The organism is bacterium, from assembly GCA_023382385.1.
GTDB lineage: Bacteria > Electryoneota > RPQS01 > RPQS01 > RPQS01 > JABWCQ01.
In genome coordinates this window covers 12,181-35,900 of sequence record JAHDVH010000002.1, presented here as the reverse complement: position 1 = coordinate 35,900, position 23,720 = coordinate 12,181, and the positions used below count along the sequence as shown (strand labels likewise).

The 23,720-nt window shown below is 52.0% G+C and carries 18 protein-coding genes; 9 read left to right on the top strand and 9 right to left on the bottom strand.

The genetic code is table 11. The annotated features are described in order from the left end of the window. Positions 1–18: 18 nt before the first annotated feature. Positions 19–2,733 (bottom strand): 2-oxoglutarate dehydrogenase E1 component, encoded by a 2,715-nt coding sequence (locus KJZ99_04490; GenBank protein MCL4305148.1) that lies wholly within the window; start codon positions 2,731–2,733, stop codon positions 19–21. A gap of 294 nt (positions 2,734–3,027) precedes the next feature. Between KJZ99_04490 and KJZ99_04485 the strand changes: the two genes are divergently transcribed. Beyond that, complete coding sequence (locus tag KJZ99_04485; protein ID MCL4305147.1) at positions 3,028–3,843, top strand: prohibitin family protein; 816 nt, start codon at positions 3,028–3,030, stop codon at positions 3,841–3,843. A 106-nt stretch (positions 3,844–3,949) separates the two neighbouring features. On the opposite strand, the gene KJZ99_04480 is transcribed toward KJZ99_04485, so the two are convergent. Then, positions 3,950–4,276, bottom strand: coding sequence for a DoxX family protein (locus tag KJZ99_04480; protein MCL4305146.1), 327 nt, complete (start codon positions 4,274–4,276; stop codon positions 3,950–3,952). Between the two features lie 165 nt (positions 4,277–4,441). Here KJZ99_04480 and KJZ99_04475 point away from each other — a divergent pair, with 165 nt between their 5' ends. Continuing rightward, positions 4,442–5,131: an aspartate/glutamate racemase family protein gene (locus tag KJZ99_04475; GenBank protein ID MCL4305145.1), complete on the top strand. Its 690-nt coding sequence runs from the start codon at positions 4,442–4,444 to the stop codon at positions 5,129–5,131. 71 nt (positions 5,132–5,202) lie between these two features. Here the strand turns inward: KJZ99_04475 and KJZ99_04470 are convergent, their stop codons facing one another. Continuing rightward, complete coding sequence (locus KJZ99_04470) at positions 5,203–7,065, bottom strand: S8 family serine peptidase (protein ID MCL4305144.1); 1,863 nt, start codon at positions 7,063–7,065, stop codon at positions 5,203–5,205. Positions 7,066–7,192: 127 nt separating this feature from the next. Further along, complete coding sequence (locus tag KJZ99_04465) at positions 7,193–8,566, bottom strand: TIGR01777 family oxidoreductase (GenBank protein MCL4305143.1); 1,374 nt, start codon at positions 8,564–8,566, stop codon at positions 7,193–7,195. Between the two features lie 246 nt (positions 8,567–8,812). On the opposite strand from KJZ99_04465, the gene KJZ99_04460 reads away from it, so the two are divergent. From KJZ99_04460 to KJZ99_04440, 5 genes are read left to right on the top strand one after another with little or no spacing between them, the layout of a single operon-like run. Next, positions 8,813–9,934, top strand: coding sequence for a glutamate--cysteine ligase (locus tag KJZ99_04460; GenBank protein MCL4305142.1), 1,122 nt, complete (start codon positions 8,813–8,815; stop codon positions 9,932–9,934). 17 nt (positions 9,935–9,951) lie between these two features. Then, a complete protein-coding gene (locus KJZ99_04455; GenBank protein MCL4305141.1) occupies positions 9,952–11,142 on the top strand; it encodes an MFS transporter in 1,191 nt (396 codons plus the stop codon). Between the two features lie 36 nt (positions 11,143–11,178). Further along, positions 11,179–11,916: an esterase gene (locus KJZ99_04450; protein ID MCL4305140.1), complete on the top strand. Its 738-nt coding sequence runs from the start codon at positions 11,179–11,181 to the stop codon at positions 11,914–11,916. Positions 11,917–11,929: 13 nt separating this feature from the next. Beyond that, entirely contained in the window at positions 11,930–13,204 is a 1,275-nt protein-coding gene (locus KJZ99_04445) for a hypothetical protein (GenBank protein MCL4305139.1), read from the top strand. After that, entirely contained in the window at positions 13,201–14,322 is a 1,122-nt protein-coding gene (locus tag KJZ99_04440; GenBank protein ID MCL4305138.1) for a phosphonate ABC transporter ATP-binding protein, read from the top strand. Before KJZ99_04445 ends, KJZ99_04440 begins: the two co-directional genes overlap by 4 nt. A gap of 75 nt (positions 14,323–14,397) precedes the next feature. On the opposite strand, the gene KJZ99_04435 is transcribed toward KJZ99_04440, so the two are convergent. The 4 genes from KJZ99_04435 to KJZ99_04420 all read right to left on the bottom strand — a co-directional run bounded on the left by KJZ99_04435 (position 14,398) and on the right by KJZ99_04420 (position 19,648). Then, positions 14,398–16,311: a S9 family peptidase gene (locus tag KJZ99_04435; GenBank protein MCL4305137.1), complete on the bottom strand. Its 1,914-nt coding sequence runs from the start codon at positions 16,309–16,311 to the stop codon at positions 14,398–14,400. A 13-nt stretch (positions 16,312–16,324) separates the two neighbouring features. After that, entirely contained in the window at positions 16,325–18,016 is a 1,692-nt protein-coding gene (locus KJZ99_04430) for an acyl--CoA ligase (GenBank protein MCL4305136.1), read from the bottom strand. Between the two features lie 26 nt (positions 18,017–18,042). Then, entirely contained in the window at positions 18,043–18,585 is a 543-nt protein-coding gene (locus KJZ99_04425; GenBank protein MCL4305135.1) for an outer membrane beta-barrel protein, read from the bottom strand. A 73-nt stretch (positions 18,586–18,658) separates the two neighbouring features. Beyond that, positions 18,659–19,648 (bottom strand): RsmD family RNA methyltransferase, encoded by a 990-nt coding sequence (locus tag KJZ99_04420; GenBank protein MCL4305134.1) that lies wholly within the window; start codon positions 19,646–19,648, stop codon positions 18,659–18,661. Between the two features lie 469 nt (positions 19,649–20,117). Here KJZ99_04420 and KJZ99_04415 point away from each other — a divergent pair, with 469 nt between their 5' ends. Both KJZ99_04415 and KJZ99_04410 read left to right on the top strand, forming a co-directional pair. Beyond that, a complete protein-coding gene (locus KJZ99_04415) occupies positions 20,118–20,870 on the top strand; it encodes a hypothetical protein (protein ID MCL4305133.1) in 753 nt (250 codons plus the stop codon). Beyond that, entirely contained in the window at positions 20,867–21,850 is a 984-nt protein-coding gene (locus KJZ99_04410) for an NAD(P)-dependent oxidoreductase (protein MCL4305132.1), read from the top strand. The genes KJZ99_04415 and KJZ99_04410 overlap by 4 nt, the downstream gene beginning before the upstream one ends. A gap of 85 nt (positions 21,851–21,935) precedes the next feature. On the opposite strand, the gene KJZ99_04405 is transcribed toward KJZ99_04410, so the two are convergent. Beyond that, positions 21,936–23,690, bottom strand: coding sequence for a M3 family oligoendopeptidase (locus tag KJZ99_04405; GenBank protein ID MCL4305131.1), 1,755 nt, complete (start codon positions 23,688–23,690; stop codon positions 21,936–21,938). Between the last annotated feature and the right edge of the window lie 30 nt (positions 23,691–23,720).

Genomic DNA, 23,720 nt, shown 5'->3' with positions numbered 1-23,720 from the left:
TCCGATCTTGTCGGTGTATTACAGCTCAAAAACCTTGTCCACGAGTGCCGCGAGTTCCTTCTCGTGCAAGTCAGGGAAGCCCACCGACGGCGTGCAGAACTCTGGTCGTGATATTACTCGAAGCTTTGTTAAATCAAACTTGCGCAGAAGGTACGGCCAGCAACCTTGGTTTTCAGGTTCCTCCTGCGCCCAAACGAACTCTGCCTTTGGATACCGTGCGATCAACGTCTCCAACTGCGTGGTCGGAAGGGGAAAAATCTGCTCCAGTCGCACTAAGGCAACGTCTTTCCGATTCCCATCGCGCTGCTTTTTTATCAGATCAAAGTAGAACTTGCCCATGCATAGGACCACGCGTTTTACTTTGCTTGGTGTTGCCCATGTGTCATCTATAATCTCTTGGTACCGCGTGCCGGTCGCGAAATCGTCGATGGGGCTTACACAAAGAGGGTGCCGCAAAGGACTCTTCGGAGTCAGAACAATCAAGGGGATTCGTAGTGGACGGTGCATCTGCCGCCGTAACACGTGGAACATATTTGCGGGAGACGTCCCCGCGACGACCTGCATGTTTGTGCCCGCACACATTTCCAGAAATCGTTCTACGCGACACGACGAGTGCTCCGGTCCCTGACCCTCGGAGCCGTGAGGCAATAGCAGGACAAGTCCATTCGCCCTCCGCCACTTCTGCTCTGCACCTGCGATAAACTGATCAATGATGATCTGAGCGCCGTTTGCAAAGTCTCCGAACTGAGCTTCCCAAAGCACGAGCGCTTTCGGGGTCGCCATGGCATAACCGTATTCAAAGCCCATGCAGCCGTATTCGCTCAGGATTGAATTATAAATCTCAACGGGAGCTTGTTTCGAACTGATGTGCTGAAGGGGGTAATACTCTTCATCAGAATCTTCCAACCGCAGCATCGAGTGACGATGCGAAAACGTCCCGCGTTTCGAATCCTGGCCGGACAGCCGGACGCGAAATCCCTCTTCGGCGAGCGTTGCGTACGCCAGCAGTTCACCCATCGCCCAGTCGAACCGTCCTTCGGTAATCATCTTGCGGCGATCGGCGAAGATGCGCTCAAGCTTACTGAAGAACTTCATGCCCTCCGGCAGTTTGGTAATCGCAAGAGCTATGCGCTTGAGATCTTTAGGGTCGATGCCTGTTTCAGGGGAATGCCTGAAGTCTTCATCTTTTGCAAAACGATAGCCTTCCCAGCGTTCCTTCAAGAAACTCGGGGCCATCGTTTCAAAGACGTCTTTGGATGTCTTGAAATCCGATTCGAGACGTGCACGAAAGTCTTTCTCTATCTGCTTGGATTCTTCGGTTGAAATCGACCCTTCGTCGGCAAGCTTCTGCGCATAGATCTGCATCGGATCCGGGTGAGCGGCAATCGCCTTATAGAGCACGGGCTGCGTGAAGCGCGGCTCATCGCCCTCATTATGGCCATGCTTGCGATATCCGAGAATGTCGATGAACACGTCGCGCTGAAATTCCTGTCGGAACTCGAGCGCCAATTCGACCGTGTAAATCACGGCTTCCACGTCGTCCCCGTTCACGTGAAACACCGGTGAGAGCGTGGTCTTGCCAACGTCTGTGCAATACGTGCTCGAACGCGCCTCGATATAATTGGTCGTGAAGCCGACTTGATTATTCAGCACGATATGTAGACTGCCGCCGTTCTTATATGCGTCCACCTGCGACATTTGCAGCAGCTCATAGACAATTCCTTGTCCTGCGATTGCTGAATCGCCGTGCACGAATATCGGTAACACCTTCTGGTGATCACCGTTGTGCCGGGTATCCGACTTCGCTCTACATACTCCGGCGACGACGGGATTGATTGCCTCCAAGTGCGATGGATTTGGCATCACTGTGACGTGCACCGGCATTCCAGCGTTGGTGTGCAAGTCGGAGGAATGTCCGAGGTGATACTTCACATCGCCGGAGAAGGCTGCATCTGTGTACTGCTTGCCCTCAAACTCATTGAAGATGTGCCGGTAGTCCTTGCCGAGCACGTTTGACAGGATGTTCAGCCGTCCGCGATGTGCCATACCGATCACAAACTCTCGAATGCCGAGCAGTGCGCCGCGTTCAACGATTGCATCCATTGCAGGGACAAAAGTCTCAAGGCCTTCAAGCGAAAACCGCTTCTGACCGACGAACCGCTGATGCAGGAACTTCTCCAGCAGAACCGCTTTCGTCAGCATGTTCAGAGTGTGCCGCTTGGCTTCCAACGTGAAGTGCCGCCGATTTCGATTGCTCTCCATCCGATCCTGCAACCACTGCAAGACCTTCGGGTCGCGCATGAAAATCCATTCCACACCGACGGAATGGCAATACGTCTCGTCGAGGAGCTTGATGATCTCGCGAAGTGTGGTCGGTCCAAGACCTACTCGTGTTCCTGCCTGAAACGTCCTGTCGAGATCCTTCTCTGTCAGTTCGAAGTTTTCGAGTGTCAGTTTGCCATCGTAGTCGCGACGCTTGCGTACGGGATTCGTCTTCGTGAACAAATGCCCGCGCTGTCGATAAGCCGCGATCAGGTTGATGACCTTGAACTCTTTTTCAAACTCCTCTGGGCTTTGTTGCGCAATGGCCCCGTTCAGGGTGCGCGCAAAGTCGAACCCTTCGAAGAAGCGCCGCCAACCCAGATCAAGAGTGTCCGGATCGTGGCGATATTTCTCGTAGATGTCATCCAGTACCCCTGGATCCGCATTCACCAAAAATGACAAATCTGCCATGGCTCACTTCTGTTAGTCAATAACCTGTTATCCAAGTCAAGCGCTTCGGGTGCGGCATTGGAACCGTAGAATTGCTTCTGCCCAATGTCCCACCAATAGTTGCCCCGAAACATAGAGTTTACAAATAATCCCCGCAACTCTCAACTGTTGCGATGCTCCGACACAAACCGACATTGACCCCAATTGAGTCGGAAATTCCTCTCTGTGGGGAAGGTTTGCCTTTACACGCCAAAATCCCCATCTTAAGAGACCCAATCTTATAAATTATCAAGAGCTTTCATAAAGGAGCACGACATGCAGACTTATCGCCCGACGCTTGGCCCAGGCCATTTCCTGAAGATCTTCATCGGAATCACCATTTTACTGCTGGTTTTGCGTTGTTTTGTCATTATTCCGGCCGGACACGTCGGGGTTGTGGACTTCTTCGGCAAGGTGTCGGACCAGACTCTGAAGCCGGGTGTCAATTTCAGAAATCCCCTTGCGAACATTCACAAGTTCTCTGTAAAGACGCAGGAGGCCAAGGAAGTCATGGTAGTTCCTTCAAAAGAGGGACTTTCCGTCCAGCTCGAAATCTCTGTTCTGTTCCACTTGAACCCGGAGATGGCTGCAGATGTTTACAAGACCGTCGGACCGAACTATCGTCAGATCATTCTCGAACCTAACTTCAGATCTGTAACTCGTGGAGTAACAGCAGGTTATGAGGCGCGCGCCCTATATACTTCCGAGCGCGAAATCCTCGCCCAGCAGATACAATCACTCTTGGCGGCAAGCGTCCAGCCAAGAGGTCTCACTATCGAAGCAACTCCCCTCCGACAGATTAGCCTGCCTTCAAATTTGATGGCCTCCATCGAACAGAAGCTGCAGTCTGAACAAGAGTCTCAGCGCATGGAGTTCATTTTGACCAAGGAAACTCAAGAGGCCGACCGGAAGCGTATTGAAGCACAAGGAATTGCCGATTTCCAGAAGATTGTTTCTCAAGGTCTTAGTGATGCATTCCTCCGCTGGAAAGGGATTGAAGCTACTGAAAAATTAGCAACTTCCACAAATGCCAAGGTCGTGGTAGTGGGCTCGGGAAAGGACGGTTTGCCAATTATCCTTGGCAATCAGTAGGCCAAGAGAGCAGTATTTCGTAAAATTACGAAACAAGAGGCGGCCTTGGCCGCCTCTTGTTATCCTCTAACACATCGTTTTGGAAATCAGACTCTACCTCGCTGAATTACTTGGAGAAACTCCGGTCCAAAGCGAACCGTCCGCCGCCGATGAAAACGAAAGCTACCGAAATGGCGAGGAACAAAAAGGCTTTCTCGGCGGTCGCGAATGGATCATCGGCGTGCCGGACAAATCCAGCAACGCCCACCGTAAACGCAATGAAGAATGCCGCTGGGCGAGTAGCCAAGCCAAGAGCGAGCAACAGCCCACCGCCGAATTCCGAGAGGCTTGCGGCCCATGCGAAGACTTCGGGCACCGGAAAACCCATCTTGCCGACGCCTTCGATGAATTTTTCGGAAGGTGGGGTTTTCCCCCAGCCATGTGCAATGGCCATGGTGAGACCAGTGAACACCCGGAGAATCAACAATCCGAGATTCGCGGCTCCCGACTTGATATCGGCTCCGCCAAATATGAATTTCCTCACAAATCTACTCCTCTGACTTGCCTTTGTCTGGCCATGACGTTAGATTCACCTATCTCAAAATACGAAAGTTTGCAGATGAAAACACTTGGTCTGATTGGTGGGACGAGCTGGCACTCGACGCTTGACTACTATAAACTAATCAACAAGATTACCAACGAACGACTCGGGGGATTACACTCTGCAAGGTTGATCCTCCATTCGATGAATTTCCACGAGTTTTATTCAGACAATCAAACCGGCGGGTGGGAGTCGTCAGAGAAGTTTCTGGTCCCGATAGCGCGCCAACTTGAGCAGGCAGGTGCGGAAGGTCTGCTCTTGTGTGCGAATACACCGCATATCGTTGCGGATGGAGTGCGGTCTGCTATTGGCATCCCATTGATTCATATTGCCGAAGCCACAGCGAAGGAGATCCTTAAACACCGGCACTCCTGCGTCGGACTCCTCGGCACATCGTTTACGTTGGAACAACCATTCTACCGAGACATTCTCGCCAGATTCGGCATTCAGACTCTGGTTCCGGACAAACAAACCCGCGACTATATTCATTCCACCATTTTTGAGGAACTTGGACTCGGCTTATTCAAAGAAGAGACCAAGCAAACCTATGTGAGAATCATGGAAGATCTAAAGGAACAAGGAGCACAGGGAATCATTCTTGGTTGCACGGAAATTCCTCTGCTCATCAAACCGGCCGAGTGCCCTGTGATCGGATACGACACAACGCTGATCCACGCAACCGCAGCCGTGGACTTTGCCCTTTCTTAGCCATCCCGGAGGACAGCCAAACAGAAGGGGCCGGTGCATCACCGGCCCCTTCGCGGTTCCAGCATTATACGTTAGCTGCGTTCAAGGAGTTCCAGCGACTTCTTGGGATTCATCAGCCTCACCGAGCGGTCACCGGCCTTGCGTTCGTCGGCGCCATTAATAATGAGATCGCGCAATTGCGACGGTTTCAGGTCGGGCTTTATGGCCAGCAGCTTGCCGACAAGATTCAGCACCTGAGGAGAGCTCATCGAGGTCCCATTCATTTTCATCTGAGTGCCCCCTGGCACATAGCTATTCACCTCGAAACCATTTGCATAGACGTCAACTTTGCCAAAGCTTGTGAAGCTGGTTTCCTCACCCGCTTGATCGACCGCGCCGATCGAAATGATATTCGGCAAGTCGTAGCTTGAGGGGTAGAACTCGGCAAAAGCGTTGTCGATATTCGAGTTGCCTGCGCTGGTAATAAATAGAATGTCAGGCGCATTGACAATCGCATTCTTGAATGCAGTGTCGCCAATTGTGTAAATCTTCCGCGCCAGAGCCTTCCGTTCTTCCGGCGTGCCGCCTGCATTGTGAGTTTCCAGAGCGTCTTCAATTGAACGAAGCGACCCGCCCCAACTCATGTTGACCGCGCGCACGCCGTTCTTCTTGAAATACTCGATCGCCTCAGTCAAAGCCGCAGCATCCTTAGTGGCCTGCTCGACAGTCGGAAGTTCAGGAATCATATGGTGGTCAAATGTCAAACGAGCGGCCATCAAGCGGACATAGGGGTTGCCTTCCGCCGCGATACCAGCGACATGAGTCCCATGACAGTAATTGCCGTAAAGGCTAATACTCTCAATGAATGGCTGAACATCCTCCTGCTTCAACGTCGACAAATGTTGCTTGATTTCCGAGGCTTCTTCGCTCTCTATCGCCGACTGAACGTCACCCAATCCTTTCATCCAACGGCGCATCTGGTTCTCATCGCCCATATTCTGTTTGCCGATCGGATAGAGAATCGAAGTCTCCTTGTTCGAGTGCAAATCAAAGGCGATGCCGTGTACGTCATCGACGAATCCGTTGTTGTCGTCATCCTTGTTATTGCCGGGAATTTCCTTCTCGTTTGTCCACATCTGGTTCAGCGGGCTGAAGATATTCCAGTCCACTCCTGAGTCCCAAACGGCCAAAACGACCGGCTTGTAGTTCTTGCCTTTATCCAAGGAGAAATTGCGCGCGGCCCAGATGTCCTGCTTCTCCACTTTGTGCGAATCGATGTAGTCAGTCAGTGCTGCAACGAAAATCTCTTTCTTGGGAATGTAATAGCGCAGTGAGAAATACGGTCCGAGCAAGGAGTTGGCATTGTCCTGCGTCATCTCGCCGTTGGTCTTGTCGAGCTGCGGCTGCAAACTGGCATCCAGACCACCAATGACCAGGGCTTCGGATGCCATCTCTGCACCACCCTTCTGTGCCTTCACGTTCGCTTCCACGACTTCGTAAGGCATGCCGGCCAGCATTGAACGAATCTCCTTAGCGAGATTTGCGTCGTAGTTTTCCTGACCTTTTAACTGTGCGCTGGCAATGGCACGACCAATCATTGCGGTCGTGTGTCTCGCGGCCTCCTTGTCCTCAAGTTCGATGCGCTTATTGACCAGCTCGATGTAACGCGCCCAGTCACCTTCGATAATTGCAATGGTGCCCAGATTTGCATACATGCCCTGCAACGTCGATTTGTCGGAAATCTCATATGTATCAAGATCCGACAATATGTCCCGCTTCACTTCAGCTGCCAGTTTCCGAATCGCGGCATCGTCTTTAAGGAAGTCGACTACCTTCTTGTCAATCTTGTATGTGTGTCGAGGAAGATCATCGAGCTTCTCGATTTTGATCTTGTCGGCGAATGCGTTGTTCGCCAAAAGACCGGCCAGAACTAGAAACAACCACGTGCGTTTCATCATCTTCTCCATGCTGGGATTTTTTTGAAAAGGAAATGTTGAATCGAAAGGATATTCCTGCTGCCACGCGCGCCAGATCCCGTGCTGCAACATTGCGCTGCCGTGCAACTGAGGAGGCCGTCGCTGGTCAAGATATTAGATACTCATTTCTTCCACTTTGTGGCAGAGGAGTAGGGTGGAAGGGAGGTGAATGGTCATGGGGTTTGCCAGTCTCGAAGCGCAGGGCACTCTCCAAGTCTGGAAACCATGGCTTGAAGCCCGCACTCTCCAGGATGGCTGGATGAACATTAAGACTACTCAGCAGTAGTTCTCTGCCCATGTCACCAAAGGCAATATTTACAATGGTTTCTGGGACAGAGGCAAGTGTTGGGCGAAAGAGAACTCGCCCTAAAGTATTTGTAAATTCAGCATTTGTAATCGCTGTGCCGGATGCGCAATTTACTGGACCAGCCAGACGGTCATCGTAGATCATTCTGTAAAAAGCAGCAACCAAGTCATCAAGATGGATCCAACTCAACACCTGTCGCCCACTCCCGACCCGTCCACCAAAACCGAACTTGAAGACAGGTAGAAGCTTTCCCAGCATGCCACCCCAGCCAGAAACAACCGTCGAGATACGGGGATGAACGACACGGATCCCCGCCCGCCTGGCAGAATCGGCCGATGCTTCCCAGGCTCGAACAACGTCGGCCGTGAAACTTGTCCCCAGAGGCCCGTCTTCTGCAACGGGCAGATCAGACTCGGCATAGACTCCCATACCGGAGGCACTAATGAGAACCCTCGGCGGCTGCTTCAAGTTGGCAATCGTCGTGGCGATAAGTGTTGTGCCTTGCACACGACTGTCCATAATCTCGCGCTTTGCGGATTCTGTCCAACGGCTCCCCGCGATGCTTCGGCCCGCAAGATGCACAACGGCGTCCAAGCCTTCGAGCTTGTCGGACTCGATTTCTCCCCGCCGCGGATCCCAGAAGATACTTCCTTCGATGCCCTTCTTTCTGACTATCGAATAGACTTCATGGCCGCCGGTTGTCAAGAAGCTCTTCAGGCTTGACCCAATGAGTCCAGTTGCACCGGTAATTGCCACTTTCAAGCGCGGCCTGCCAGCGAACTCGGCATGTCTTGACAGATCAAGCCAAGTCCGTTCGTGTCGCCAGGGGAATGCCGTATTTAGCATCCAATAGACCTGACGCCTCCCCAACAGCTCGCCGAACCTGCCAAGGGGATACTCGAAGTCGATCCTATCCTCAAGCTCGCTTCTGCCGTCTCCAAGATCCGTGCACTTGTGCAAATGTGCCCATTTCCGAAACGGTCCGTGTTCCTGTTCGTCAATGAACTGCTGTCCCTCGATTACGCTATGATGCTTGGCAAGCCACTTTGTGCGAAACGGACCTGCCGGGACAGAGAGTTCACGGCGACTTCCTTCGCGGACATGTTCGTCGCCCCACGTGACCTTTATCGCGGACCACGGCGGGGTCAACCGTTCCAAAGCGCCGATCCTCATGTGCCACTCGAATAGTTCGTGCGCCGGAACGGGGAAAATGCTTCTTAAGCTGAATTGTGGCATTGATGAGCGCGAGACCGGATTGTGGATAACCTAAAATATAGCAATTTCCTGTACCAATGGAAAGAGAAGCATTCTGGCATCCGCGCAAATGATAATTCTCATGGAAAACCGTTGAATTCAGCGGAGTGTTTCCGTATCTTTCCTGTATCCTAATCCTGCTAAATTCCCACCCACTATTTCCCTATGGCATTGATTTTCAATGGTTCGCCTGAGCCTACGTTAGGCGTTGAATGTGAGCTCCTGCTGCTTGACCCCAAGACGAAACAAGTCGTCAATCGGGTTCCCGAACTTTTGGCCGAACTCGGCGACGTTGGCTGGGCAAAGCCCGAACTGCTTCAGTGCATAATCGAGGTGATTACGACGCCTTGCCGAACCGTGGCTGATGTCAAGCGCGAGCTAGTTGAAAAGTTTCTCATTGTTGAGGCGGCAGCGAAGAGGCTAGGGTTGACGACGACATTCGTGGCAACGCATCCCACAGCGCTTTGGCACGACATGACCATTACAGAAAATCAGCGATACATGACGCTCGTTAACAAAATGCAATGGCCTGCTCGACGTGCGATGATCATGGGTCTTCACGTCCACGTCGGTGTAAAGACCGCGGAGAAGGCAATCGCGATTTTCAACGCCATGACAACCTTTTTGCCCCACCTGCTCGCAGTTTCTGCCGCGTCGCCCTATTTCATGGGAGAAGAGACAGGACTTGCCTCCTGCCGTATCAAAGTCTTTGAAGCCATGCCTACCGCCGGACTTCCCCAGCGAATGCTCAACTGGGCGGAGTTCCAGCGCTTTATGAAAACACTGATTCATGCCGGCGCGATTCAGTCCATTCAGGAAATCTGGTGGGATGTGCGGCCTCATCCCAAGTTCGGGACCATAGAGATTCGAATCTGTGATGCAACGCCGGATCTCGATGATGTTCTCGCGCTGGTCGCCTTGGCACAGTGTCTGGTTTGTTACCTTGAAGAACTCTATGACAATGGCGAAGAACTGCCCATTCATAAATACTGGTTCATCCGCGAAAACAAATGGCGTGCGACTCGCTGGGGACTCGACGCCGACATTGTTCACTCCGACGATGGAACGACGCGAAATATGCGCGACGACCTTGAAAAGCTTGTCCGCACACTCACTCCGTTTGCTGTTCAACAAAACTGTCTGCGCGAGTTACAGCACATTATGAAGATTGTAGATCGCGGCGGCAGTTACGACCGCCAGAGAGCAATCTATCGGAAGACCCAGAGTTTTGAAGCGGTCACTGAGTCCGTTGTCAACGAGTTTCAGGAGAGTGTGAAGAATGCGTAGAACGTCTTTAATCTGAAATGAGAGAACAGCGACTATCGCCGGACGTCAAACGTCTCGGCTGGGTGAGTTTCTTCACGGACGTTTCCAGCGAGATGCTGTATGCTGTTACGCCGTTGTTCTTGACCATGGTACTCGGCGCCTCCGCAAGCGTTGTTGGGTTGATTGAAGGAGCAGCCGAGGGAGTCGCGAGTATTCTTAAGGGAGTCAGCGGTTGGTATTCAGATCGAATTCAAAAGCGTAAGCGTTTTATCCTCGTCGGCTACGGTCTGTCTGCGGTATCCAAGCCACTCATTGCCCTCGCAATCGGCTGGCCGCTCGTGTTGTTTGCACGAGTTCTCGATCGCTTTGGCAAGGGTTTGCGCGGTTCTGCGCGGGATGCACTTATCGCCGACTTGACGCCGCCCGAAATTCGAGGCAGGGCCTTTGGTTTGCATCGTGCGTTAGATACGGCGGGTGCATTGAGCGGGGTCGCGATTTCACTTGTATTGCTGCAATCTCTGGGTACTGCCGATCAGAGTGGATTACGATCACTCTATTGGATTGCATTCATCCCCGCACTTTTGGGTGTACTCCTGATTCTTCAGATACGCGAGACGCGGCGTGAAGTACCTGCAAGATCCGGAGAACCGGCTGCGTGCGTGAAGTTTGGCAAACGTTACTGGGGAATTGTAATTATTGCGGCAATCGGCTACCTCGGTTTCAGCAGCGACGCATTCCTCATATTGAAGAGCAAGCACACAGGACTTCCAACGTCACAGGTATTACTGGCTTATCTGGGCTTCAATGCCTGCTACTCACTCTTTGCTTACCCCATCGGGCGGCGCGCTGACCGTGTCTCTAAGGAATTTCTGCTTGCAGCAGGACTCTTGATCTATTCATTCGTTTACCTTGGCTTTGCGCTCCTGCGGGAACCGTGGGTCGTGTTTCCGCTGTTCATACTGTATGGGCTCTTTGCCGCGCTTACCGAAGGGGTGTTTAGAGCACTCATCAGTAACGTTGTGGACAAGCATGTGCGTGCTACCGCTCTCGGAGTATTTGGCATGATAACCGGGGTTATTGTGTTTCTTGCAAGCATGATGGCAGGGTGGTTATGGGACAACGTCTCGACCTCCGCACCCTTCTTCGTCGGTTCATTCTTCGGCCTGCTGTCCGCGATCGGTTTCTTCGCTCTTGCGATGAATCGCTCGGAACGTCTTAATCAGACATAGTACCCACATTCGACATACAACACATCCTAACTACAAATGCAACGCGAACATCACAAATGGTATAGTCCGGCTCTTGGCCGCGACATGGAACTCCTCGTCTTCGGTCATTATGGGCGGCCCCTGCTTGTTTTTCCTTCGGCGCAGGGCCGCTTCTTTGACTACGAAGCGAATCACATGATTGAAACTGTCCGCGGCAGTATCGAAGGCGGCGGCGTAAAAGTATTCTGTGTTGATGGTATAGACTCCGAGAGCTGGTTTAACAAGGGCCTCCCGCCACACCTACGCGTACGTGCGCACGAGTATTACGAGCAGTACATCACTCACGAGGTTTTCCCCTTCATTCACCATCATTGCAAGTCACTGGACATTCGAATTGCGGCCACCGGTTCCAGCTTTGGTGCCTATCATACGTTGAACTTCGCTCTCAAGTATCCGTGGAACTTCAGTCATGTGCTCTGTCTGTCCGGAAACTACGATATTCGCGAGCGGCTTGAAGGCTACTACGACGACAGCTTCTACTTCCAGAATCCGATGGACTATCTACCAAATCTGACAGATGGCGACACTCTTGAGGCAATACGACGCATCAATATTGCGCTCGTCGTGGGGCAGGGTGCCTGGGAAGGCAATTGTATCGATCAAACAAAACGTATGTCTGCGATCATGTCCGAAAAGGGTATCAATCACCACTTAGATCTTTGGGGCAACGACACGCCGCACGACTGGCCGTCGTGGCGCCGCATGATTTCTGTTTACATTCCACAGCTCGATTAAGCACTTCCACACTATGCAACACGATCAGCTCCCACACACGCTGCGGCGCATCGGCTTACTGCTCGGTAATGAGTACGCATGGCCGCTATCTTATGAAGCATTGATAAACAAACTCGGCTCGCACCTTGACTATCAGGGCCGTCGCTTTGACTTTGAGGTCGAGCGACTCATGATTGAACCGTTCAACCTCCGTCAGCCGGTCACTCGGCATGTCATCATTGATCGACTCGGGTACTGGCATATGACGGTTCGTGAATGGCTCAAGAAGTCAATTCTTGTCAACGATGCGCACACGATTAATAATCCGTTCACGTTTCAGTCCATGGAAAAGAATTCCGCATATTGCGTGATGATCAGACTGGGATTCGACATCCCTGAGACGTGGCTGATCCCGCAGAAGGACTGGGATCCAACTGATGAGCGCGCGCGTGTGACGATGGAATACTACCATAATCTGTTCAGTCTGGACGAAGTTGTCGAGAATATTGGCGGCTATCCGGTTTTCATGAAACCTTACGACGGCGGAGGCTGGCGCGGAGTTTCGCACATCAGGAACAGAGCAGAACTGCACCGAGCATATGATGAGTCCGGTATGCAGACCATGCATATTCAAAAGGGAATCACCGATTACGAAATCTTCTGCCGCTGTCTTGGTTGTGGGCCGCAGGTGTTACCGATGCGTTACGACCCGGATCAACCGCTGCACAATCGATATCGAATCGAGCACGATTTCTTGAGTGCGAAGCAAGGCGACTATCTCGTAAAACTTACTCGGATCATCAACGCCTTTTTCGGCTGGGAATATAATTCCTGTGAGTCGCTGCTGCGTGACAATGCGATTTACCCGATTGACTTTGCCAACGCTGTTCCTGACACATCTCTTGTGTCTCTGCATTACTATTTCCCATGGGCAATCAAGGCACTGGTGCGATGGTCACTCTATTGTGCTGTCACCAATCGCAAGACCAGAGTAGACCTGCAATCGCGTGACTATTTTGCTATCGCCGATCGCGACATACCGTTTGAAGAAAAGCTTGAACTCTATCATGAGCTGGCTCTTCGCTATTTTGAGGCCGAAAGATTTGACGTCTTTTGCGCTGCGCATTTGCCGCATCTGGACGAACTCGCTCTTGAATTCTTCACGAGTCCGGAGTGGGATGAGATTCTTGTGGAACGTTGCCGCCGCTCGTTTCCGCAGCATGAGCAGGAGCAGTTCATTGCACATTATCGCGGCCTAATTGGTTATTGGGCCCAGACCGAGCAAGACCGTCTCGCTCAAAAAGTATGAGTCAAGGCAGCCGAACGTTAGTCGTGTGCGTTCCGCCGGGCACACCTGCGGATTCATCCATTTACCTTGCAGGAGACTTTAATGGCTGGAGCGCCGAACACCCTTCCTCGCGGCTGAGACGGAGGGATGATGGATGTTACGTATTTGAGTTGCCGTCTGAACTTGTCAGGGTGGAATTCAAAGTCACTCGCGGGACTTGGGACACCGTTGAGTGTTCAGCTGACGGGAAGTCCGTTGACAATCGTGTTGTGACCTTGGAGTCTACAAATGGCGACTTGAAGATCGAAGTCGGAGGATGGTGTGACTTGCACCCAGGTGCGGCAAGTTGGCGCCCAAAGCATACTGTGGTGGGTGAGTTGCGTGTGATTAAGGACGTCTTTGCGCCGCAACTTGGCAATATCCGTGATGTTCTGGTTTGGCTCCCCCCAGGGTACGATAGAGAGACCGATGTGCGTTACCCTGTTCTCTATATGCATGACGGACAGAATCTGTTCGATGACGTAACTGCGTTTGATCGCGAGTGGGGAGTGGATGAGATTTCGACAGAACTCGCAGAGCGAGACGGATTGCGACACATCGTTGTGGGAATTCCCAATGTCGGCGTTGGTCGACTCCACGAGTATTCACCCTGGCCGGACGACTTTCGACGCTCACGTGGTCAGGGTGAGCGTTACATTCGCTTCATTCTGCAAACTGTCAAGCAGATGATCGATCGACAATACCGAACAAAGCCGGAGCGCGAGTTCACTGCGGTTTGCGGTTCGTCGCTCGGAGGGTTGATCTCTCTGTACGCCGGGTTGACTCGACCGGACGTGTTTGGTTGCGCTTTATCCTTGAGTCCTACAATGAGCGTGGCGGGAGGACGGATTCTTAGATTAGCGCAGAATTTCCATTCCGATGTGAAGTTTTCGATCGACTATGGTGCGCTTGAGTTTGGCGGCAATAAGGAACTGTCCAACCAAATGATTGAGGCAGTGCGCGAATTTGAACGCCTGCTAGTCCAAAACGGTGTTACTGTCCGTTGCGCAATTGATCCAGAAGGTGAACACAACGAGCTGTCGTGGCGAAGACGTTTGCCGGATATCCTTAAGTGGTGGCACATGCAGATTTCGCATTAATCGAAGCCCGGCTCAATTTGGCCGGGCTTCTTTCAATGTCAGCGATTGCAAAGGCAGCCACAACGTCGACGCAAGCTACTCTTTGACTTCGGGCCTGCGAAGTCCTTTCAAGTGGGTGTCAAAGAATTCAACCTGCTTGCGGTATTCTGCTATCACGTTTTCACGTTTGCTTGCGCCATGGCCTTCATCTGGAAAGATCAGAGAATCAACCGGGGTCCCGATACTTTGCAGCTCTGCAATGATTTGTCGCGCTTCAAAGACTGGTACGCGGGGATCATTTTCGCCGTGAATCACCAGCAGTGGCGTCTTAATCAAGTGTGCCTTGTGGATTGGAGATACTTCTTCGAGGAACTTGGGATCGGATAGGGGACCGTATTCCGATTCTCGCAATGCCCTTCGATAGTCTGCCGTCTTTTCAAGGAATGTCTTGAAGTTCACAATTCCTACAATGTTCACGGCTGCATTATAGAGATCGGGGTACTCTGTGATCATTCCCATCGCAACGTAGCCACCGTAGCTGCCGCCGCGAATGCCAATCATGCCCGGCGCTGTGTACCCGTTTGCAATCAACCAATCGGTCGCGGCTTTGTAGTCCTTAAGAGAGTTCTTGCGGAGCTTATAGTTGTCCAAAGCCATGAACTCTCGTCCGTATCCCGAGGAGCCGCGGGGATTCAAACAAAACACGCCGTATCCATTCAGCATCATATACTGAATGTTGCGAATGAAGAAAGGACGAAACTGCGATTCCGGGCCACCATGTGCTTCCACAATGAAGGGCACCGGCCGGCCATTTACGTAGTCGGGTGGTAAGTAGAGATATCCGGAAATCTCGAGTCCATCAAAACTTGGGAACCGCACTAACTGCGGATCGCGGAAGATTGCCGGATCAATGCCTGCGTAAATCGAGTGCGTCAATTGGGTAAGTTTCTGCGTGGTCGGATTCCAGCGATATACGTCCGGTGCTTTGGTCGGACTCGAGAAAGTGAGAATCATTTCTCCGTCGCGCGTGAATCCGGCGATGCTCATCTGCCCATCCAACTCCGGCAATGGAACAGCTCTTCCACTTTGCACCTCGCGAACTTTCGCGCGTCCCCACCCGTCTTCGTTCGTGGAAGCCGCCATATACTTGAAGTCGCGAGAAAAGCCAAGTCCTTCGCATTCCCACCTCGAATCCAGCCATCCATCGTTTACCCATGTCACTTTCGGCGAATTCAATTTCATATTCGCAATCCGGAATATACCGTCCTTGTTATCGTTGCACACGAGCCAAAGAGTCTGGTTGTCCGGCATTAGGGTCACTGAGACGTAGTTGACATCACCTTTGTCCTTTGTGATGGTCTTCCACTTGCCGGAGGTTAGATCAAGGTGATGCAGGTCGTTGTTGACATTCGAAGTCCAAGTGGAAATGATCATGTGATTGCCATCCATCGAGAGTTCGGCAATTGTGTTAGACCCTTTCACACCGCTGAAGATCTTCTTACTCTCACCTGATAAAATACTCATCTCATAAATAAAGAAGTCCGTGCCGTTCTCTTCATTGGAGCGGTAATAGATCTTCGAGTCGTCTTTTGCCCAAACGACTGACCCGTACTGCACTTTTGGGCGATCGGTGAGCTTAAGGATTTGTCCGGTCTTTGTGTCCATTAAATAGAGCTGTGAATTCTCGTCGCCTCCGACAGAAGCTTGCACGATCGCAGCATGCCCGCTATGCGCAAGAGTAAATCCGTCTATCCCATCTTCAAAGGTGGTCAGCTGGTAGGGCCAGCCACTCTCCAAGATTCGGTACACCTGGGATTCGCCGGACGCGGAAGATGTCACATAAACGTCTTTCCCGTCCCAGCTGTTTCCCGCAGCACTCCAATTACCTATCTGCAGGAACGTTCCAATGTCGGGAATGTATTTCCCTTGCGTCAACATCGTCGGAGGTGGTGTATCAGCATATACGATTGCACAGCTTGCGAGCAGAATGGAAGCAAGTAGTTTCTTCATTGAGAGCCTCAATCTATTTGTCTTTCCTTGGAAACTGAACTGACTTGTACTCACTAAATAGATGTTTGCACTTGTTCCGCTGGTATTTGCCCGTTGATGTTACGGGGAATTCCTTGCCAAAAACAACTACTTTTGGACATTTTGCGGATTGAAGCCGCTCCGCACAGAATTTGAGAATGTCACTCTCGCTGACGGATGCTCCTGCACGCAGGCATACGTACGCTCCAACCTCTTCGCCATACCAGTCATTCTCGAAGCCAACGGCCATAGCCTTCTCAACGCCGGGAATCTGTGCGAGGATCTCGTCAATCTCAAAAGGTGAAATGTTCACACCACCGCGGATGATGAGTTCCTTTAGCCGGCCGGTGATGAAGAAAAACTTTCGACCTCGTTCATCGAGCTTATAAAACCCCTCGTCCCCGGAACGAAACCAGCCAAATTCAAAAGTCTTCTCATTTGCTTCCGGGTTCGCGAAATAGTGCTTCATCACGTTTACCCCGCGAATCACAATTTCTCCCTTGTGGTCCTGGGGTAACGGGCGACCTTGTTCGTCATGGATTTCCATTTCGTTCTGTGGAATCGGCACACCGATTGACGGAAAGCCAAAACCTCGCATCCACTTCTTGTGCTCATCGTCTGACAAATCAATGGGAAGAAAACAAGAGTAACAAGTCGTCTCAGACAGTCCGTAACCATGTACAATCCTGAGGCCGAAGCGGTCTTCAAAGGCACTTGCAAGTTCGACCGTAAGGGGCCCCGCCCCGCATATAATATGACGGAAATCAGGCAGAAAAGGTTGCTTTCCCTCAAGTGCCGGTTCGTGCAAGAGAAACTGCAGGATTGTCGGGACAACACTGACGACTTGAACGTCCTCTCGGGCAAGCCGTTCGAAAAAGTGATGGGTAGAGAACTTCTGGTTAAGTACAGTCGTGCCACCGTAATACATGGGAGTAATCAGCGTGACGACTGTGCCGTTGACGTGATGAATGGGAAGTATGCACATCATTCTCTGGGGCGCAGTCAGTCCGTGCCAGTCACTGATCCCTTGGGCGTCCGTCAACAAATTCTGCTGAACCAACACGACACCCTTAGGATTTCCTGTCGTCCCTGATGTGTAGACAATTAATACCTCATCTTCGAGGCCAACATCGGGGAACTCCAGCGCATCGGCAGAGTATTTCACACTCTCTATTGAGTAATGCGGATACGCTGGTTGAGCGGCGCCGCCAGTCTGCACAATCGTTTGGAATTGTGGTAACTTCTCCTTGAGGTGAGCAATTCGCTCAAGATAGGATTCGCGCACAAAGGCAAGTTTCGTTTCGGAATTGCCAAGGATGAACGCGATGCGATCATCCGTTTCCCCAAGGTTGATCGGTACGGCCACAACGCCCATTGCCCAGGCTGCAAAATACTGGACGACCGTGTCTGCATGATTGTGCGAAACCGTTGCAATCCGGTCGCCGCGTGTAATTCCAAAACTTTGCAGTAATCGAACCGTTTGCCATACTCGTCCAGCAAATTCCCGATAGCTCCATTCGTTCCGCTCACCGGTTTCCGAATAGAAGATTAAGTAAGGCTGCTCAGGACGGACCGCTACCTGCGAGACAAGCAGTTGTCCCACGTTTTGAAACGGAATGGGGGAGAGAGCCTGAGCTCTCTCCCCCAAAGTCCGTGCGTGCGCAATCTTATCCGATAGTGAGCGCAAAGCTCCTCCTGCACGTCATTTGAGTCCTATTTGCCCAGTGAGTAGATGAAGTCGATCTGCAGATTGGTCTGCTCTGCATCACCCAAATCAAATTGAAGCTCTGTTTGTCCGTGCCATTTTCCAGAAATGGGAAACTGCAGGCCACCGAGAATGATGAGGCTTAGCTCCGTGTCTGAGTCGTCATAGCCGCCGGGATAGTCATGATTCAGACTGATGAAGTGCACGCCAAGTCCGGCTCCCGGGTAGAGGTAAAGCCCTTTGTCAAGTTCAAACTGATACGCAATCGTGCTGCGCAGCGCGATGTCCGTGATGCTAAAGTCGTACTTGTCGCCAAAGTACCTGCGCTTTTCACCGCTGTTCCACCATGTCAAAGCGAATTCCCAAGGAAGGTTATCGGTCCACGTTCCCATGTCCGCAACGGCACCCAAGGTTATCGTGCCGTCACCTCCATCCGGGAAGACGAATCCTGCTCTCCCGCCAATGCCCCTTAATCCAATGTTCGTACCCGCCCAGGCTGCGTTTGCCATTGCCACTGCCATCACCATGAGTGTAACTAATCGCTTGTTCATGCTTCTCTCCCTCATATTGAATCCTGACTGCATCATGTCCATTATAGTTGGTTTTGGGCAATAATTCAATACCTCAGCACTTTTCGATTAAAGCAAGCACCTCTATTTCAGGGGTTTGCGGAAAGAAGTCCACTGGCAAAATCTCTTTGGCTTGATACGCCGAAGCGGCCAGAATCTTCAGGTCTCGAGCAAACCGCGCCGGATTGCACGAGAGGTAGAGGATGCGATCGGTCCTTGCCTTCACAATTGCCTCGAGGACTTCCGGATGGCAACCGGAGCGAGGCGGGTCTAAAATCACGAGGTCATCTTTCCCCAATTTGACTTGGGACTTGGAGAGTAGCCGCGCGACGTCTCCCTTGATAAATTTAGCCTCGACGAGAGGATTCAGTTCTTGAAGTTTCTTGAAGGTGCTCTCTGACCACGAATTCTGCTCGACGACGCACAACTTTGCCCCCTCCAATGCCAAAGCAAATCCAAGAGCACCGTAGCCGCCATATAGGTCCCACACTTGTGATGAATGGAACTCGTGCCGATGGCCAAACAAATGCTGTAAGATGAACTGTGCTGAGCCGTTATTAACCTGTGCGAAGCTTGCCGGATGGACGTCGAATTTGTGGCCGAGCCACTCAACGAGCATGGATCGGCTCTCCTTTGTTCTCCAAAACATGCCTCGCTCTCCCACCAAACCCGCCTGACTACCATTTGCAGCCCAGATTCCCCCTGCTAACTCAAAGCTAAGTGCAAACTCAAGGAAAAGCTGAACATCTGTCTCCTTGGGTCTTCCCTTGTAGACCGCCAATCCGCCCGCACCAGCGGCAGTTTCGAAGAGCGAAAGCCGATGGGGAAGCGCATCGCGAGATAGTGCTCTGTCACTGGCAAGACACTCTGCAACTCTTTTTATCGCTTCCGAAATAGTGTCGCTCGCGAGGAGACAGGATGAGATTCCGACTATCGCAGAGTCTCTCGCGCCGGAAGCGTAGCCCAGATCGAATCCACCGCGAGGCTTGGCTGAAACCTGCAGGCCGACTCGATTTCGATAAGCCCACTGGAGTGGACTTGGCACGATCTCTCGTATGACCGCAGGGTCAACGGCACCTCGCATGACTCTTCGCACAAGATCTTGTTTTTCTATTAATTGCCGTTCGTAGCTGACAATTCCCCAGACGGATGCTTGGCACTCTTTTGCGTGTCGGCAAGGATGGACGGCACGGTACTCGGACCGTCTAAGGACCTTTACATCCAGTGCTGAAGCCGGCTTGGAGGAAAGGTCGGGCTTGAAGGCCACCCTATCACCAGGCACCACACTTCTTGCGAAGAATACCTGCTCCTTGGTTTTGACAACTCCACGTCCATCGCTAGCAAGAGCCGTAACGTCACCTGCCAACCTCCCGGTCAAGTGGCCGCCACCCTCGTGGTCAAACTTCGAGGAGTGCTGGAGTGATTCTTGCTCTTTGTTATCCGGTGTTGAAGCCTGTTTTGACACGTCCACTTAGTCTCGGTTGACTACTCTGATGAATATCAGGCGATAAATCATGAAAATCTTAGGAATTGTGGTAGCTCGTAGGGGGTCTGAGCGGCTTCCGGGCAAGGTCTTGCGAGAGCTCTCCGGCAAACCAATGCTCATGCAAGTTCTTACCCGTGCCGCACGCTCACGATACCTGCATGACCTTGTTGTTGCTTTGCCCGACTCACGCGAGGATGACGCGATCGAGACCCTTTGTGTGTCCAACGGGCACTTTTGCTTCCGAGGGTCAGAGCTCGATTTGGTCGACCGTGTTTATCGAACGGCGATTGCCTACTGCGCCGACGTAGTAGTGCCCTTGCGCGCAAGCTGTCCGCTCATAGACGGCGAGCTGATTGATCGGGTTGTTGATAAGCTCCTGACTTCCCCAGATGCGGATTGGGCAACAAACAGGCTTCCCTTTCCGACATTTCCGCTCGGACTCGAGGTTGATGCGATTCGCATCGAAACACTGCGCAAGATCTGGATTGAGGATTCCCATCCAGGTTCGCGACACCATCTTGAAACCTACCTCTTACGGAGGACGGATGTCATCAAAGTGGAAACGCTTCAAGCCGCTGCGAATCATTCGTCCATTTCGTGGCAGGTAGCGGCATTGCAGGATCTCGATCGCATCCGACGGGTCTTTGAGCACTTTGGAGAGCGCTATTTCCCATGGGAAGAGGCGCTGGCGGTGTGGCAAGACATGAGTCGAGATTTTGATGCACCTGACACCCCACCAATTGCCGAGAGTACATCAACAGCATACAAGAAAACCCAATGATCACATTTAAATCCAGTGCTGCTCAACAACCACGCAGTCTGAAACCCTTGCCGGACGGCACGAAGCGAAAACGTTTGCTGGTAACCGGAGCGGAAAACTCACTCGCGAAATACCTCGCCTTGGGTCTTCGCGATAACGGGTACGAAGTGGCCGTTCAAGTCGTTCAGGAAGATAGCTACTTCGCGCTCAAACAGACTCTGCCAGCCTTCAACCTTTCGCTTATAGACCATCGCTTCGCTGAAGCTATGGCTTTGTTCTCTCCTGATGTGGTACTGCATGCTTCCGCAGAGCCGGCTCAAAACAGTATCTCGCGTTCGCCAATCGCAATCTACAATCGTATTGTGGATAAGACAGTAGCGCTCTGTGAAGCTGTGCGCCGCCATACTCCGACCGCGAAACTTATTCTCCTATCCTCGGCCGCCGTATATGGGCAGTGCGAAGAGGATGCGAGTGAGGAAAGAGAACTTGCGCCGGTATCGCGTGAAGGTCGGTTCCATGCCATAGCAGAAGAAGTCGCAGCGGAATTTGCGAATGCACACGAATTGAAGCTGAACACGTTGCGTGTCTTCTCAGCTTACGGACCAGGTCTCCGGTGTAATCCCGTCTACGATTTAGTTATGAAAATCCTTGGACCAAAATCCCGTGCGATCATTGCTGACTATCCGGCGACAGCCCGTCGCGATCTGATTCATGCGGGGGACGTTCTGTTTGCAGTCCATTGCATTCTGAGCGGTCACGTGGAGGGTGCAATAAATATTGCATCGGGGCAAAGCTTGAGCATGCAAGAGATTGCAACGCATCTATGTAATTTAACTGAACAATCACTGCCGCAGTTCCCGGCTGAAATGCCCTATAGCGAGGCCGAGTGCGAGCAGGCAAATGTGTCTAAACTACGCGCGCTTGGCTTCACTCCACAGGTTCCACTTATTGAAGGTTTGCGAGGTTTCGTTTCCTGGTGGAGCGGTGCAAAAGCTGCATAACAAATTGGTTTGGAATAGAACAGCCCGCGCCTATGCGGGCTGTTCTCACTCTGATCCGGGAACATTCCCTTAGCAGCAATCGCCGCTACATCGATTCGAGCCTGCCTTGCTTCGCCATTTCATCACGAACCTCTGCCATAAGCGGTGCAATCATCTCTGATGAGAAGTCCAGCTTAATGCCCGCTGCCTGATACAGCTTCGGCAATGGCCGTGAACCCCCAAGAGATAGGCCATGCTTATAATTTCGCAACGCCTCAGCAGGATTCTTCCGAGCCAGACTCCAGATCTGAAATGCGCCAAGTTGGGCGATGCCGTACTCTATGTAGTAGAATGGGACTTCGAAGATATGCAATTGGGCGTGCCAGCGATAGTCGCGAGCGTCCTCAAAACCACTGTGATCCGCTCCGGAGCCAAAACGCTCCACCAATCCGCGCCAATGCATCTTCCGTTCTTCACGAGAGTGTCTGGGATGCGTGTAGACCCAATGCTGAAAAGCATCGATCGTCGCAATCCACGCAAGCAGTGCGATCTTTCCCTGTAGCTCATGGCGAATTGTGCGCGCCTGATCGGGCACTGCGTAGAATTCGTCGAGCATCGGCATCGCAAGCAGCTCCATGCTCATCGACGCAACCTCACTAAACTCCATTGGTGCGTGCCGATAAGCATGCAAAGGTTCATCACGCACTGCAAAGTTGTGAAAAGCGTGTCCACCCTCATGAAGAAGAGTGAACACATCATCGTTCGTACCGACAGCGTTCATAAAAATGAAGGGCAACCGGACCTCTGCAAGGTCGCTCTGATATCCGCCGGGAGCTTTACCTTTTCGGCTTGATAGATCCAGCAGGCCAAGTTCATTCATCTTATCAAAACTGTTCCCCAGATCTTCATCTAATCGGTGAAAAATCCGAGAGCAACCGGAAATCAGTTCGTTCGCATTCCCGAAAGGATGCAGCGGCTCCCGACCAAAGGGATCACACTCCATGTCCCATGGTCGCAAGGTTTCGACTTTTAAAGCTCTCTTTCGATCGTCGGCAGCTTCACGCATTACCGGAACAACAAGATCAGCCACTGCGGCGTGGTACGAAGCACAGTCCTGAGGAGTATAGTCAAACCGTTCGTATTCGCGGAACTTATAGTCGCGATAGTTTTCGAATCCTGCGTTCAGCGCGATCTCGTGACGTTTGGCGACCATTTCGTCAAAGATGTCTTCCAGCACATCCCTATCCTTCAACCGCCGCTCTGCGACAAGCCTGTAGGCTTGCTCCCGCACGCCGCGATCAGTCTCCTCCAGCAGAGCAAGTGCGCGGGGAATCGTAATCTCATTCCCTTGCCACTGCACGGTCATCGATCCGAATACTTTTTGATACTGCTGCGAGAGCTTCTCGATCTCCGTCTCGATTGGCACATTTTCTTCTCGAAACAGCTCAACAGCATTCCTGCTGGATCGCAAGTACACTTCATACTTTGCCGGAAGGGCAGATGCCCAGGGACTTTGCACCAGTTTGCGATTCAAGCGATCCTGCGCTTCTTTCATCCGCGGCGCAATTTCCTCGACAAACCGCATGTACGCTTGTTCTGCTGACTCGTCTTCCGTTGCACAGGTCATGGCAATGTAACGCCGTGATGACTCTTCAGAAAGAAAAGCGGAAAGTTCGCTGCCGTCCGCAATCCACGCTTCGACATCGGACGCCGAATCCAGTTCGCGCTTCTCCAATTCATTGTAATACTTGGATACATCATCCCACGCTTCCACGGTCAGTCCGCGTGCCAGAAAGCGCCGCGGAAACTCCTTGGAAGGCCGCGTAAGTTCAGCAATGCGGTTCTCAATCATCGTCAGCAAGAGCCGTTGGTCTCCAAATTAGAATTAGTA